Annotated in this window: 14 protein-coding genes and 1 tRNA gene; 3 read left to right on the top strand and 12 right to left on the bottom strand. The window is 65.5% G+C overall.

The genetic code is table 11. The features are described 5' to 3' along the window. Positions 1-28: 28 nt before the first annotated feature. The 3 genes from BLU38_RS17845 to BLU38_RS17835 are packed head-to-tail and all read right to left on the bottom strand — an operon-like array spanning position 29 to position 3,635. A complete protein-coding gene (locus BLU38_RS17845) occupies positions 29-910 on the bottom strand; it encodes a carbohydrate ABC transporter permease (protein ID WP_091526842.1) in 882 nt (293 codons plus the stop codon). After that, the gene (locus BLU38_RS17840; protein WP_091526841.1) at positions 907-1,890 is read right to left on the bottom strand and encodes a carbohydrate ABC transporter permease; all 984 of its coding nucleotides are present in this window, start codon (positions 1,888-1,890) and stop codon (positions 907-909) included. Before BLU38_RS17840 ends, BLU38_RS17845 begins: the two co-directional genes overlap by 4 nt. Before the next feature lie 17 nt (positions 1,891-1,907). Then, positions 1,908-3,635, bottom strand: a complete 1,728-nt coding sequence (locus BLU38_RS17835; RefSeq protein ID WP_091526840.1) for a GH39 family glycosyl hydrolase — start codon at positions 3,633-3,635, stop codon at positions 1,908-1,910. A gap of 219 nt (positions 3,636-3,854) precedes the next feature. On the opposite strand from BLU38_RS17835, the gene BLU38_RS17830 reads away from it, so the two are divergent. After that, positions 3,855-4,529: a GntR family transcriptional regulator gene (locus BLU38_RS17830; protein ID WP_091526839.1), complete on the top strand. Its 675-nt coding sequence runs from the start codon at positions 3,855-3,857 to the stop codon at positions 4,527-4,529. A gap of 68 nt (positions 4,530-4,597) precedes the next feature. Continuing rightward, positions 4,598-5,122, top strand: a complete 525-nt coding sequence (locus BLU38_RS17825; RefSeq protein ID WP_091526838.1) for an RpiB/LacA/LacB family sugar-phosphate isomerase — start codon at positions 4,598-4,600, stop codon at positions 5,120-5,122. Here BLU38_RS17825 and BLU38_RS17820 read toward each other — a convergent pair whose 3' ends face one another. Then, positions 5,123-5,302: a hypothetical protein gene (locus tag BLU38_RS17820; RefSeq protein WP_091526837.1), complete on the bottom strand. Its 180-nt coding sequence runs from the start codon at positions 5,300-5,302 to the stop codon at positions 5,123-5,125. 4 nt (positions 5,303-5,306) lie between these two features. After that, positions 5,307-5,388, bottom strand: a tRNA-Tyr gene (locus BLU38_RS17815). Positions 5,389-5,523: 135 nt separating this feature from the next. Here BLU38_RS17815 and BLU38_RS17810 point away from each other — a divergent pair. Then, positions 5,524-6,015 carry a YajQ family cyclic di-GMP-binding protein gene (locus BLU38_RS17810; protein WP_091526836.1) on the top strand — a complete coding sequence of 164 codons (492 nt, stop codon included), beginning with the start codon at positions 5,524-5,526 and terminating at the stop codon, positions 6,013-6,015. Here BLU38_RS17810 and BLU38_RS17805 read toward each other — a convergent pair. From BLU38_RS17805 to BLU38_RS17775, 7 genes are read right to left on the bottom strand one after another with little or no spacing between them, the layout of a single operon-like run. Beyond that, positions 6,006-7,250 (bottom strand): RuBisCO large subunit C-terminal-like domain-containing protein, encoded by a 1,245-nt coding sequence (locus BLU38_RS17805; protein WP_091532692.1) that lies wholly within the window; start codon positions 7,248-7,250, stop codon positions 6,006-6,008. The genes BLU38_RS17810 and BLU38_RS17805 overlap by 10 nt on opposite strands. A 14-nt stretch (positions 7,251-7,264) precedes the next feature. Beyond that, on the bottom strand, positions 7,265-8,830 hold the full coding sequence (locus BLU38_RS17800) for a glycoside hydrolase family 140 protein (protein ID WP_197679761.1): 1,566 nt from the start codon (positions 8,828-8,830) through the stop codon (positions 7,265-7,267). Positions 8,831-8,861: 31 nt separating this feature from the next. Then, entirely contained in the window at positions 8,862-10,538 is a 1,677-nt protein-coding gene (locus BLU38_RS17795) for an ABC transporter substrate-binding protein (RefSeq protein ID WP_091526835.1), read from the bottom strand. A gap of 14 nt (positions 10,539-10,552) precedes the next feature. Beyond that, entirely contained in the window at positions 10,553-11,611 is a 1,059-nt protein-coding gene (locus tag BLU38_RS17790) for an ABC transporter ATP-binding protein (RefSeq protein WP_091526834.1), read from the bottom strand. Continuing rightward, entirely contained in the window at positions 11,608-12,693 is a 1,086-nt protein-coding gene (locus BLU38_RS17785) for an ABC transporter ATP-binding protein (RefSeq protein ID WP_091526833.1), read from the bottom strand. The genes BLU38_RS17790 and BLU38_RS17785 overlap by 4 nt, the downstream gene beginning before the upstream one ends. Next, positions 12,690-13,637, bottom strand: coding sequence for an ABC transporter permease (locus BLU38_RS17780; protein ID WP_091526832.1), 948 nt, complete (start codon positions 13,635-13,637; stop codon positions 12,690-12,692). The genes BLU38_RS17785 and BLU38_RS17780 overlap by 4 nt, the downstream gene beginning before the upstream one ends. Continuing rightward, the gene (locus tag BLU38_RS17775; protein ID WP_231919904.1) at positions 13,637-14,728 is read right to left on the bottom strand and encodes an ABC transporter permease; all 1,092 of its coding nucleotides are present in this window, start codon (positions 14,726-14,728) and stop codon (positions 13,637-13,639) included. The genes BLU38_RS17780 and BLU38_RS17775 overlap by 1 nt, the downstream gene beginning before the upstream one ends. Positions 14,729-14,818: the final 90 nt, after the last annotated feature.

Below are 14,818 nucleotides of genomic sequence, written 5' to 3'. Positions count from 1 at the left end.
GTTGATCAGGAGCTGGCGTCGCGTCGGATCAGGACTTCACCGCACCGGCGATGCCTTCGACGAAGTAGCGCTGCAAGAAGATGAACAGCAACACCACGGGCACGATCGAGATCACGCCGGCGGCTGCCATCCCGCTCCAATCGGTGGCGCTCTCACCGACGAACGCCTGCATACCGACGCTGACCGTGCGGAGGTTGGGGCGGCTGAAGGTGAACACCAACGGCAGGAAGAACGAGTTCCAGGTCGTGATGAAGGTCAGGATCGCGACCGTCGAGGTCACCGGCATCGCCAACGGCAGCATCACCGAGAAGAACGTCCGGAAGAAGCCTGCTCCGTCGACGATCGCGGCTTCCTCCAGTTCCCTGGGCATCTGCCGGAAGTAGCCGTAGTAGATCAGGATCGCCGACACGTAGGCGGCCCCGCTGAGCGCCAGGATCATCCCGGCCAGTGAGTCGATCAGACCGAGCCGCATCGATACCTGGACGATCGGGATGATCGTGTAGCCGGTCGGCACGAACAGAGTGGCCATCAGCACCCCCATGAAGAGCTTCGAGCCGCGGAACCGGAACCGGGCCAGCACATATCCCGCCATCGCGCAGCGCACCGTCACGATCAGCACGGTCAACCCGGTGACGACGATCGTGTTGATCAGGTAGCGACCGAAGTGCGCATCGGTCCAGGCGCGGACGTAGTTGTCCCAGCGGAAGTCCTTGGGGATCAGATTGAGGCCGCCGGCGAACATCTCCATGTTGTCCTTCAGCGACGCCGCCACCATCCAGATGAACGGGAAGATCCACAGCACCGCCGCACCGATCAGGAACGCCGCGCCGATCCACCAGGGCAGCCGCCGCAGGAACCGACGTCGACGACCGGTGTCGGCCGGCGGCGCCGCCGTGAGCTGGGCAGTCATCGCGCCTCTCCCCTCATCCGACGGCTGGCGTACAGCCCCCACAGCTGGAGGACTCCGACGACGGCCACCAGGACGCCGAAGAGCACCGCGGCCGCGGAGGCATGACCGAGCTGCGGAACCGATGCGCCGAACGCCCACCGGTAGATGTAGATCTCGATGATCTCGGTGTGGAAGTACGGTCCGCCGGCGGTCAGTGTGTACATCAGGTCGAAGTTGTGGAAGGTCTCCTCGACGGTCAGCACGGTGATGATCACCAGGAACGGCTTGAGCATCGGCAGGGTGATGTCGGTGAACAGGCTGCGGGTGCCGGCGCCGTCGATCCGGGCTGCCTCGTAGACGTCCTGCGGGATCGTCTGCAGTGCGGCCAGCCAGTAGATCATCGTGACGCCGAAGAACTTCCAGACGTACAGCGCGGCAGCGGTGGGCAACGCCCACTCGGGTTCGCCGAGGAAGCTGATCCCGCCGCTGCCGAGTCCGATCAGCACCTTGTTGATCGGGCCGCTGGCGGGATCCAGGATGAACTGCATGACCACCCCGATGATGGCGGTCGTCGTCACCACCGGGATGAAGAACGCCGACCGGAGGATCCCGACCAGCGGCATCCTCGGAGAGTTCAGCACCATCGCCAGCAGCAGACTGAGCAGCACCCGGGCCGGCACCACCATGATCATGAAGAGCAGGGTGATCTTGAACGAGTTCCAGAACAGCGGATCGGTCAGGACCGCTTGATAGTTCCGGACGCCGACGAAGCGTTTGTCGGCGTCGAAGCCGTTCCACTCCAGCAACGAGTAGCCCAGGCTGGCGATGATCGGATAGAGCGTGTAGACGCCGTACAGCACGACGGTCGGCAGCAGGAACAGCCAGATCCAGGTCGTCTTCTTCCAGTCCCGCCAGCCGCGGCGGGGCGGACGATTCGCCGGTGTCGGCGACTCCGCGACCTCGGCACGTTCACGGCTCGCCGACAGGGCTCGGGTGGTCATCGGTCCCGCCTTGTCACTCAGCGACGTTCCGGTCGGAGCAGCAGCAGCGACGCCGCCGGCAGCGGGAGCGAGACGTCGATGGTGATCGTTCCGTCCGGATCGGCCTGGACCGTTGTCGTCTCCTCGAGCTCCTCCAGCCCCTGCCGCGCGGTGATCTTGGTCAGTTGCTCCGGGGTCGGATCCTGCGGTGAGCCCAGTTCCTTCCATCGGGTGTGGGCGTTGCTGTGCTCGGCATCGATCCGGTAGTGGGTAAGCCCTAGGGTGCCGACCGGAGCATTCCGCACCGTCAGTCGGACCGTGGCCTCGTCGGTGCTGGTCCGATATTGATCATCGGTGTGTCGCCAGACCAGGATCGCCAGCGTTCCGTCTTCCGCCCGTGAGGCGAGGGCGTCGACCTCCTCGCCCATGCTGCGGCCGGCCTCCGGGTCCAGGTCGTCGAGCGTCCAACCGGCGTCCGATGTCGCGGCGATCCGCTCGGTGCCGAGCAGGGACAGCATCCGATAGCCGTTCAGCAGTGGCTTCTCCACGCCGCCGGCGGTCTGGAACGACCGGGTGCCTTCGAAGTAGCGCTCACCCTCGAAGTAGAAGCTCCAGGAGGTGGCGCGCTCGACCTGCACCACTTCCTCGGTATTGAGGTCGAGGATCTTCTTCATCAGCTTGGCCTGGAACACCGGGTAGTACTCGGTGTTCTGGAACTCGTAGTTGGGATTGTCATAGGTCCCGAAGTGCGCCGGCACGGAGGCGTCGCACTCGTCGACGTAGACCGGCAACTGCCGATACTGCTCGTACTGCGCGATAGCCCGGTTGAACTCACGGATGTCGTTGATCATCTTCGTCGACGACGGGCTGAGCTGTTCCGACGGCGGGCTGCCGATCGGTCGGTACTCCCGATTGGTGAAGTAGCTCCCCTTGGTGTGGAAGGAGATGAAGTCCAACGGCTCATTGCGGCTGGAGGTGTAGTCCAGGAAGCCCTTGAGGAATTCCAGTCCGCCGTCGGTCACGGTCGGCCCGCCGACCTTGCCGGTCGGCAGCACGCTGCGGACGGCTCGGGCGGTGACGGTGTAGAGCCGGTTGAACTGGTCCAGCGAACCGCGCCAGTAGGAGATGTCCGGCTCGTTCCACAGCTCCCACAACCAGCTCGAGACCTCCTGCTCGCCGTAGCGCTGCACGCAATGCTCGACGAGCGCTGCCACCAGGCCGCCCCACTTGTCGTAGTCGCGGGGCGGATAGCCCCAGGCCCCTGCCTCATAAGAGGTGTAGACGGTCGGGCTGGGCACGACCGTCAACGCGGCCGCTTCGTCACCGAGCAGGTCGCGCGGGGTGAAACCGAGCTCGACCAGCACGTGATGCCCGGCGTCGACGATCGCGTCGTAGGCCTGATCGACGATCGTGAAGTCGTAGATCGGGTTGCCGTCGGCATCCTCGTGATAGACGTTGCCCGAGCCCCAGTGCGGGATGCCGAAGCCGCTGCCGGAACAGAAGACGTAGTGCGGTCGGACGTGGTAGCCGCCGCGCTCGGAGGAGAACTTCTGCAGCAGGCGTTTGCCGGTCGGCGTGTAGGTCCAGTTGATCTCGTCGTAGCCGATGCTCTCCCACGCCGGCGTCAACGGTCCCTGACTGTCGGCGGCATCCACGTCGACCCGTGCGGACCGTACGTGTGGTGCGTCGGGGTCGCTGGGCAGCGCGCGCGGAAACGAACCCAAGCGGGTGCGACTGACGTGGGTGGGGGCGATATCGGCGGTCATGCCTGTCGGAGACCTCTACTTCCTCGTGAGTGTGTCCACGCCGAACTGCCGGTCGGAAAGGACGACGGCTGCGGCGTGGTCTGACGGCGATGGGTCCCGAGCCTTCCCGAACCAACGGAGGTTGTCAATGACAAATCGTTTACAATTTACGAGGCATCGGGACTCGACTACAGTTCAGCTCGAAACGTCGGATCGCGCCGGAAGGAGAGTGAACCGTTGATGACCGAGGGCGTGCCCCAGTTGCCGTCGCAGCGCGCGCTGGGTGATCTCGTCACCGACGTGATGCGTGACATGATCACCGGTGGCCGGTTCGAGCCCGGTCAGCACCTCAAGGAGTCCGAGCTCGCCGACGCGCTGGACGTGAGCCGCGGCCCGATCCGGCAGGCGCTGGCACGTTTGGAGCAGGAGGGCCACGTGGAGATCCGCCGGCACCGCGGCGCCTTCATCAGCACCCTCACCCGGACGGATGTGGAAGAGGTGCACACGCTGCGCGGCGCCATCGAGCGACTGGCCGCCAGCCGCGCCTGCACCCGGCTGGACGCGACCGGCTTCGCCGAGCTGGACGCGGTCCTGGACGAGATGAAGAGCGTCAGCACCCCGATCGCCCCCGAGGACGCCGCCCGGCTCGACCTCCGCTTCCACGACATCATCTACACCTACAGCCAGCACGGCCGAGTGCAGCGCGTCTGGGAGTCCATCCGTGGTCAGGTCACGGTCTTCCTGCGCGCCCGCAACGCCAGCTTCCCCGACTTCGGGCAGGTCGGGCACAGCGAGCACAAGGAACTGCGCGACGCACTCGCGCTGGCCGATCCGCGCGCCGCCGAGGACGCGATCGACAAGCACATCCTCGGCGCCTACGAACGCCTGAAGCGGCTCGATCTGCCGGACCGCTGACCTCATCCAAGAGCCCCCACCCAAGAGCCCTGAGCTTGTCGAAGGGCTGGTCTGAAAGGCAAGCCGCGATGGTGAACAACAATGCAGAACCGCAGAACTACCGGATCGGACTGGCCACTGACGACGCGGCGGTCACCCTGCGGAATCACCTGGCCGAGATACTCCGGAACGATCAGCGGGTTGCCGAGGTCGTCGACTTCGGCGTTCCCGACGCCGACGACCACACCCCCTACCCGGTCCCGGTCATCCGGGCGGCCGAAGCCGTCCGGGACGGACGACTCGACCGGGCCATCGTGCTCGGTGGGACCGGTCTCGGAGAAGCGATCTGCGCCAACAAGGTCCGCGGCATCCGGGCAGCGGTCGCGACCGATCCGTTCTCACTGGAGCGTTCCGTGCTGTCCAACAACTGCCAGGTGCTGGCGCTCGGCGAGCGGGTGGTCGGCCTGCCGCTGGCCGCCCGGCTGGTCACCGACTGGCTCGGCTACACCTTTGATCCGCAGTCTCCGTCAGCGGCAAAGGTCGCGGTGATCACCGAATACGAGAAGACCGGCCGCCTGGACTGGCCTCGGCGACCTGAGCATGGATCGCGATGATCAGGAATCGCCATCCAGGTCGGTCCGCTGTCGGCCGAGGCGCAGCGTCGATCCGGTGAAGTCGATCTCGTAGAGCTTGCCGCGGGCGTTGTTGAAGGGGCGATGCACGATCAACAACGGCCGGCTGAGACCGGACCAGAACGGCCCCGCACCGTGGTCTGGTGCGGGGCCGTCGTCCATCCGGTGGCAGGTGATGGATTCGAACCAACGTAGGCGAAGCCGACGGTTTTACAGACCGCTCCCTTTGGCCGCTCGGGCAACCTGCCATGCCACCGACGTTGTCGGCAGCGGAGAGAACCATACCAACTGATCTGCCGGTCCGCGAAACCGAACCCGGCGCCGCCCGGATCCAGCGATCTGGGACGGGCGACAAGGCACCGTCGACAGGGCACAATGTCGCCATGGCATCGGAGAGTTCATTCGACATCGTCAGCAAGGTCGACCGCCAGGAGGTGGACAACGCGCTGAACCAGGCCGCCAAGGAGGTCCGGCAGCGATTCGACTTCCGCAACACCGATGCGGCGATCGCCTGGTCCGGTGAGTTGATCGAGATGGAGGCCAACTCCGAGGAGCGGGTGAATGCCGTCCTGGACGTCTTCCAGACCAAGCTGCTGCGCCGCGGCGTCAGCCTCAAGGCGCTGGACGCCGGCGACCCGCGGACCTCCGGCAAGCTGGTCAAGATCACCGCCTCGATCAAGGAGGGGATCAGCACCGAGAACGCCAAGAAGGTCTCCAAGCTGATCCGCGACGAGGGCCCGAAGGGCGTCAAGGCGCAGATCCAGGGCGAGGAACTGAGGGTCAGCAGCAAGAAGCGGGACGACCTGCAGGCCGTCCAGGCGTTGATCAAGGAACAGGACTACGACTTCGCGGTGCAGTTCACCAACTACCGCTGACCGAACTTCTCGATCGCTGCGGCGAGCTCGGGGACCTTCGCCGCTCGGGACTCCAGCGACTCCCCCTCGACCGCTGCCGCCCAGGCTTCCTGCATCGACCGGACACCCGCTGCCGATCCGCCGGGGTGGCCGTGGACGCCGCCGCCGGCGAGCACCAGCAGATCGTCGGTGCCGGTGGCGGCATAGGTCGCATGGGCCAGTCCGGCGGACTGTCCCGAGGACAGCACCGGCAGGATGTGGTAACCGCCGAGGAAGGGCCGTCGGACGGCTTCGATCGAGGCCAGCACCTCGTCGTCGGATTCGTAGAACTTGTTGGCGATCCCGTTGGTGTGCAGATGATCAACACCGGCCAGCCGGGCGAGTTTCTGGAAGGCGCCGAAGCCGATCCCGAGTTGCGGCCACCGGGAGAACGCGCCGAACATCGCGCGGTGGCCGTGGATCGGCAGCTCGGATCGCTCCCGCAGGTACTGCACGCCGGCCAGCCCGACAGTGTTGACGCAGACCATCACGCAGCTGCCGCCGGCCTCGGCGACAAGATCATGATTGGCACCGAGCCGGGAGATGTCGTCGGTGATGTTGAAGGCGTACATCGGCATCCGGCCGGTCCGGTCGGCGTACGGCTTGAGCACCGACATCACCGCCCGGACCCGCTCGGCCAAGGGCAGGTAGGGCGCGCTGCCCTGCAACTCGTCGTCCTTGATGAAGTCGATCCCGGCCTCGGCGATCTCGGCCACCAGGGCCGCCAGCTGGGCTGCGGAGAGTCCGATGCTGGGTTTGATGATCGTTCCGATCAGCGGCCCCGTTCCGCGGTCGACCAGCTTGCGGGTCCCCAGCACACCGAACGCCGGCCCCGGGTAGGCAGCGGCGAACGCCGGCGGGAGGTCGAGGTCGACCAGCCGCAGCGCGCCGACCTCCCGGAGATCGAACAGGTTGCCGGCGACCGCGGCCAGCAGATTCGGCAGCGAGGCGCCGAAGTTGTGCAACGGAAAGGCGATGGTCACCCGGGCCCGTCGGGCGTCGGCCCAGTCCCCCGAGGAACCGGGCAGCGGCGGCCGGCCACTGGGTGGCAGGTCGACGATGGATTCGACGGCTGCGGCATGCAGAGCGGTCAGCCGCTCGGTCTCACCGCGCACCGCGACAAAGGTGCCGGTGGACTGCTCCCCGGCGATGGTGGCGACCGTCTTCTCCAGCGGGAGGGCGGTCTCGATCTCGTAGACCGCACGTACGACATCCATCAGATCAGTTGCCCTCAGTTCCACGGAGACGGAGTGGTACCTGGCTTGTCGAACCTCATGTCGGCGTCATCCAGCACCAACACCCAGTCGTTGCCGTTCTCGGTGCCGCCCGGCGGGTTGAAGGTCTGGATCCCGCTGTTGGTGCGGGTGCCGTCGGCACGGCTGGCCCCGTTGCGGGTGTTGTACCACCAGACCTTCACCTGGTTGCCCGAGATGTGTCCCATCTCCAAGGAGAACGAACGCCCGGTGTAGCTGTAGGCGAAGAGATACTCGTTGCCTCGTGTGGTCAGGATCCGGTCGTAGCGCCAACCGGCGTCACCGTGCACGATCGACGGGTCGTAGATCCGGCTGAAGTACGGGCGAGACAAGATCAACTTCTTCAGATACTGCAGCTGACCGGCACCCGGATCGTCCAACCCCTGGTACCAATACTTCCGGACGCCGTAACCGTTGACCGGTCCGTCGGACTCGACGTGCATCGGCATCACCGCACCGTTGCCGTAGGAGTGCCCGCACGCTCCGGCGAACACCGCCCAGTAGGCGTACCGCCGGATGTCCTCGGCCTTCCAGAACGGCTGATCAAGATCATGCAGCCCCTGCGGGACGCGTTCGTAGCTCGGCTCGCCGTCCAGAGTCGGCTTCGGCGGATACAGCTTGTGATCCTCCAGCACGAACTTCCAGTTGTCCTCACCCTTCCACAAGGTCGGCAGCTGGACACCGGTCTCCTCGGTGCTGATCTCGGCGAACGCCTGGGCGTAGGTGCGATGCCCGGACTGGAACAGGTGGAAGTCCAGCCAGTCGGCGTTGTGGAACCAGGTCGCGGACGAATATCGCCCGAAGGGATGGAAGGTGATCAGGTGATCAGGATCGACCTGTCGGACGGCCTCGCCGAGCTTGGTCCAGATCTCCAGCCGCTCGTGGGCGATGGTGTCGCCGCCGATCAGCCAGACGATGTTCGGCGCATGCCGATAGCGTTCGGCGATCCAGGTCCCGTAACGCTTCGCGCCGGCGACGGTGAGCGCACCACTCTTGACCACCGAACCCCAGACCGCGTCCATCCCCATGTAGAGGCCGTATTCGGCGGCCAGCTCGACCATCGCGTCGACGTGTTCCCAGTACGGCTCGTTCGGCTTGTCCATGTTCTGACCGATGAACGGGGTGTCGCCGTAGTAGTTCTTGAACGCCAGGCTGGCCGGCACCACCTGCAGCAGGGCGACGTTGAAGCCCTTGTCCCGCCGGTCCTCGAAATAGGTGGGCAGTTCTTCGCGGGACAGCTTGTGCAGCAGCCAGGGCGTGTCAGCCAACCAGAAGAACGGTTCGCCGTCCTGATGTTGGAAGAAGCGCCCGTTGTCGGAGATCCGGATCGGGCCGTGCTCCTCCCACGGCGGCTTGGCGGCCGCAGCGGTTGACGAGTCGGCGGGCTTGTCGGTCGACGAGTCGGTGGGTTCGTCGGCGGTTGCCGTACCGCCGTCGAGAGCCATCGACCCGGCCCAGGTCGCGACGCCGGCCGCGAGCACGGTGCGACGGGTCAGGCTCAGCCGATCGACCGGCTTGATGATCTCCGCGGTTCCGTCGGACATCGTTGTCTCCTTCGTGGGGGGATCTGTCGGGCTACTGCCCGGCGGCCTTGTCCGGATTGGGCAACAGGTGCTGGATGGTGATCGTCGCGTCCACCGGCTGGGTGATGTGCGGGATGTAGTCGGCGCTGTTCGGGTCGGGCCAACCGATCCAGTCGGTCGAGTTCACGTTGACGTAGTAGGCGGCCGAGTGCAGTGGCGCGTACGGCACCTCGTCGGTGGTGATCTTGGTGATCGCAGCCGTCAGCTTCTTCAGCTCGGCCTCGTCGAGCGTCTGGCCCATCTGCTGCAGCAGCTTGTCGACCTCGGCATTGTGGTAGCGGCCCTGGTTGGCGACCGCCGCGGTGCCGATCGGCTTGAGGTATTCGCTGTTCAGCTGCGAATTGAGGCTGGCCCAGATGTCGTCGCCACTCAGCAGGTACTGCTGGATCATCTGGAAGTCGCCGTTGCCAAGATCACGAGCCCACTGCTGCCCCGGGATCGACTTGACCTTGACGTCGAGTCCGAGGACCTCCTTGAACTGCTTCTTGATCGCCGGACCGAAGGTCTTCCAGGTCGTGTCGTCGGAATTGGATGTCATGGTGAGCGGATAGCTCTTGCCGCCCTTGGTGAGCTTGCCGTCCTTGACGCTGTAGCTGCTCGCCTTCAGCTCGGACTTGGCCAGCTCGACGTTCTGCTGGTGGCGGACGTCGACCAGGTCGGCGGGCAGATAGCTGCCCCAGCTGTCCGGCTCCAGGCCGGTCGGGCTGGCGGTCTTGGTGCCGGAGTTGAACAGCTTGGACAGGCTGTCGGCGTCGATCGCGGCGTAGAGGGCGCGGCGGACGTGCACATCGTTGGTCGGCCCCTTCTTCATGTTGAAGAGCAGACCGGTGGAGAATCCCGCCGGGTAGATCCAGTACTTGTTGTGATCGGGATCGGCACCGACGAAGTCGTCCTGGTAGTTCTGCCAGGACATGCCCGCCCAGGAGATCTCGTTCTTGAGCAGCATCTGCTTGCCGGATTCCTCCGACGCGAATGGCTTGATCTCCACGTGCTTGACGCCGTTGAACTTGCCGTTCCAGTAGCCGTCGCGGACCTTCAGTCGGATCGACTGCGGGCTGAAGGACTCCAGCGTGAAGGCCCCGGTGGTGACCGGCTCCTTGTTGGTCCACTTCACCGCGTCCTGCTTCTCCCACACGTGCTTGGGAACGATCGCCCGCGGGATCTTGCTGTAGTTGCTCAGGTCGTGCAGCTGCGGCGCCTTGTAGTTGATGATCACCGTGTGTTCGTCGGGCGTCTCGATCGAATCAAGATCAGGAATGGGCGCGACCGCCAGGCCGTCGGTCGTGTTCGGCAGCTCGAGGGTGTACTTGACGTCGGCGGAGGTGAACGGCTTGCCGTCGCTCCAGGTGACGCCTTCCTGGAGATGGAAGGTGAGCTTCTTGCCGTCATCGGAGAAGTCGTAGGACTTGGCCAACCAGGGTTGCACCTTCATCTCGTCGGCGCGGTTGACCCGGAGCAGCGGCTCGAAGATCAAGTTCATCAGCGGGCTCTTGTTGGCTGCCGGTGAGAAAGGATTGAAGTTCTGGGTGTACGAGGTCGCACCGCCCATCGCGAGCTTCAAGGTGTCGACGACCTTCCCGGTCGGCGCTTTGGTGCGTTCGGTCGAACAGGAGACACCGGCCACGGCTAATGCCAGGGCCAGGATGACGGCGATGATGCGGCTCTTCATTGATCTCCCACCTTCTACGTCTGTTGGGTTTCGGCCTGTTTCTGTTCGGCATCGGGGCGTTCGAGGTGGAGCCAGCAATGCGTCCAATGGCCGTCGCTGGTTTCGCTGCGAGCAGGGAATGTGGTCCGGCAGATGTCCATCGCCGACGGGCAGCGTGGATGGAAGCGGCAGCCGCTCGGTGGGTCGGCGAGGTTCGGCGGCTCACCGAGTTCGAGCGCATCGCCGGGATCCAGGCTGCTCTCCGGATCGGGGGAGGATTCGAGCAGCAGCTGGGTGTAGGGGTGCTGCGGGTTCTGGATCACCGACTCGGTCGGCCCACCCTCGACGGTCTGGCCGGCGTACATCACCTGCACCGCATTGGCCAGATAGCGCGCACTGGCGATGTCGTGGGTGATGTAGAGCATGGCCAGATCGTGCTCGTCGCGCAGGGTGCGGAGCAGGTTCAGGATGTCCAACCGGATCGACACGTCGAGCATCGAGATCGGCTCGTCGGCAAGCAGCACCTCGGGATCGACCGCGAGGGCGCGAGCGATCACCAGTCGCTGGCGTTGGCCACCGGACAGCTGATGGGGATAGGCATCGACCAGATCGGCGGCCGGGGTGAGGTTGACGCGTTCCATCAGCTCCAGGACGCGCTGCTCGAGCTCTGCCTTGTCGGTGAACTGGTGATGCAGCTTGAGGGCTCGTTCGAGGTTGTGTCGTACGGGTTTCTGCGGGTTCAACGCGCCGAACGGATCCTGGAAGATCAACTGGACCCGGCTGTGGAACGCGCGATCTCCGAATCCGCGCCCGTCGTCGACGGCTTCCCCGTCCAGCAGGATCTGCCCCGACGTGACCGGATAGAAGTGGGCGAGCAGCCGGGCGAGGGTGGTCTTGCCGCTGCCCGACTCGCCGACCAGGGCGACGATCTGCCCTCGGCGCAGTTGCAGCGTGGCGTCTTCGACGGCATGGATCGTCGAGCCGCGGCCGAAGGTGTTGCGCACCTCGAAGTGTTTGCTGACTGCCTGTGCTTCAAGGACCACTGGGGATTCCGGGTCCGCGGGTGCGTGCGAGACCGTGGGCGAGACTGTCATCGGACGGTGCTCCTCGATGGCTGGCTTGCGGACTGGTCGGTGCCGTCGTGGAGGTGGCAGGAGACCCGTCGGTCGCCGATCGTCAACAGCTCCGGCGGCTGCGAGGCGCAGTGTTCCAGCCGCTGCGGGCAGCGGGGGTGGAACGGACAGCCGGAGGGCGGGTTCCGCAGATCCGGTGGGCTGCCGGCAATGCCGGACAGCTCGGTCAACGGCGCATGCAGGGAAGGGAAGGCGTCGCGGAGGCCACGGGCGTAGGGGTGCAGCGGATCGGTGTAGATCTGCGCCGCGCTGGCTTCCTCCACGATGCGTCCGGCGTACATGATCGCGATCCGGTCGGCGAGCTGCACCAGCAGCGACAGGTCGTGAGTGACGAAGACGACCGCGAACCCGAGCTGATCTTGCAAGCTCAACAGCTGGGCGAGGATCTGGCGTTGCATGACGACGTCGACCGCGGTGGTCGGCTCGTCCATCACCACGATCCGCGGTTCGCAGGCCAACGCCAGTGCGATCAAGGATCGCTGCCGCATCCCACCGGACAGCTCGTGGGGATAGCTGCGGGCCCGGTTGGCCGGGACGCCGACCATCTCCAGCAGCTCGCCGATCCGCTGCTTGACGGCCTTGCGGCTGATGCCGCGATGGTGCTCCGCCAACGCGTCGGCGAACTGGTCACCGAGACGCATCACCGGGTTCAGGCAGTCCATGGCCGACTGCAGCACGATCGCGATCTCGTTCCAGCGCAGGCGTCGCAGGGCCGCATCGGGCAGGGTGGTCAGCTCGACCGGATCACCGGCCGCCGGGTGATAGCTGATGCTGCCGCCGACGGTGACGGCCGGCGGGCGTTGCAGCCGGGTCAGTGCCGTGATCAAGGTCGACTTGCCGGATCCGGACTCTCCTGCGACGCCGACGATCTCCCGCTCATGCAAGGTCAGGTCGATCTCGTTGACCGATCGGACCGGGCCGCGCTCGGTCAGATAGTCGACGGTGAGGCCAAACACGTCCAGGATCGGACGACCGCGGCGGCGGGCGGCGGACGTCGGTGGGGTGGTCGGGACGGCACGCTCCCGAACAAGACTGTCAGTCATCGAAGGGCCACCTTCTCTGCCGCTCGCCCCTCGGCCGTCGTCCGGTCAGCGGCGAAGCTCTTCCTGCGGAGCTTGTCGAATTGCCGGACCAGCTTGCGCTCCTTGCCCTGCAGCCGAGGGTTGCTGATCTCGTCGATGCCGAAGTTGATCAATGCGGTGGCAGTGCCGATCAGCGCCAGACACAGACCAGGCGGCAGATACCACCACCAGTAGCCCAGCCGGATCGCGGATTGGTCGCGGGAGTCCTCGATCATCGTTCCCCAACTGATCGTCTCGGCACTGATGCCCAGGAACGCCAGGCCCGCTTCGGCCATCACGCCGGCCACCATGGCCCGCAGGAACATCGCGGAGATGATCCCGGTGAGATGCGGCAGGATCTCGGAGAAGATCAGCCGGATCCGGGTCTCCCCCAACGCGCGCATGGCGACCGCGAAGTCACGGTTGCGCAGCGACAAGGTCTGGGACCTCAGGTAGCGGGCACCGCCGGGCCACTCGAAGATGCCGATCAGGAACGCCACCACCACCCAGGTCACACCCTGGACGTAGCCGGCGACGATCAAGATCAACGCAAAGCTGGGCAGCGTGATGAAGAGGTTGGTCAGGACGGTCAGCAATTGGTCGGTCCGACCACCGAGGAAGCCGCCGGTCACGCCGACTCCGATCGCCAGCACGGTGGCCAGCACTGCCGAGGTGACGCCGACCGCAACGCTGCTGCGGGCACCGACGATCACCTGGGACAGCACGTCCTGACCGCTGTTGGTGGTGCCGAGCGGATGATCACCACCGGGCGGCCGGTGCAGCGCGTTGTAGTCGATGGCATCGGCGGGCATCTGCAGCACGTGGTCGACGAACGGCGGACCGGCGATCGCCACCAGGATGAAGAGGCCGAGGATCGCCAGTCCGATCCGGGAACGCCAGGAACGAAGGAATCGCCGGGTGGTCATCAGCCGGCCTCCCGGGTCCGCGGGTCGAGCAGTACATACAGCGAATCGGCGATGAAGTTGGCAGCCAAGGTGGTCAACGTGATCATCAGGAACACGGTCTGCATCACCGGGAAGTCATGGGCGCCGATCGCCTTCAGCAGCAGATAGCCCATCCCCGGGTAGGTGAACACGATCTCGGTCAGCAGGACGCCACTGATCACACTGCCGATCGACAGCGCCAACCCGGTCACGTTGGGCAGCAGGGCGTTACGGGCGGAGTATTTGAGCAGCACTCGCCGGTTGGACAGTCCCTTGGCATGCGCCAGCAGGACGTAGTCCTCGGCGACGGTGGTGACCATCACGTTGCGCATCGAGAAGAACCAACCGTTGAAGCCGACGAAGATCAACGTGATCGCCGGCAGCGCGCCGTACTTCAGCACCGACAGCAGGAACCAGAGGTTGTTGATCTGGAACGGGACCGACGGGTCGTAGCCGCCGGACAGCGGGAACCAGTCCAGGACGAAGCCGAACAGCCACAGGGCGAGCAGTGCGAGCCAGAACGGCGGCACCGAGTGCAGGAACGTCGTCACCGGCGTGAAGATCGTGTCCACCCGGCTGCCCGGCCGGGCGCCGATCCAGGCCCCGAGGAAGGTGCCGATGATCCAGGCGAAGATCGTGGTCACCCCGACCAGCAGGACGGTCCAGGGCAGCGCCTGGCCGACGAGTTCGGAGACCGGCGTGGGGAATTCGCTGAGCGAGGTCCCGAACCGGAACCGCGCGATGTCGGCCCAGTAGTGCAGGTATTGCCCGATGATGTTCTCGGTCGGGTCGCCGTAGAAGGTACGGATCGCGGCGATCTGTTCCGGGGTCGGCGTCTGGCCCGTCTGTTGCCGCAGATTGTTCAGCAGATCCTGGGCAGGGTCGCCGGGGACGAACCGGGGAATCAGAAAGTTCAGCGTGATCGCGGCCCAAGCGGTGAAGAGATAGAAGCCGAACCTGCGGGACAGGAAGCGCAGCGGATTCTTCCGGGCACGACCGGCACTGGTCGCCTTGGGCTCGGCATCCTGGGCTGCGTCGGGCGGCTGGACAACTCCAGCTTGTGATGCGGTCATCGTCGGAATCCCGCCGGCATCCTCGGAGGGTCCACAGTGTGGCCCCCGGTCGTGATCAACAAAATCTGGGCCCCCCATCGCGCTCGGCCG

This window comes from Microlunatus soli, assembly GCF_900105385.1.
Lineage (GTDB): Bacteria > Actinomycetota > Actinomycetes > Propionibacteriales > Propionibacteriaceae > Microlunatus > Microlunatus soli.
Note: the sequence above shows the minus strand (reverse complement) of the source record. Positions and strands in the feature narration are given on the sequence as shown.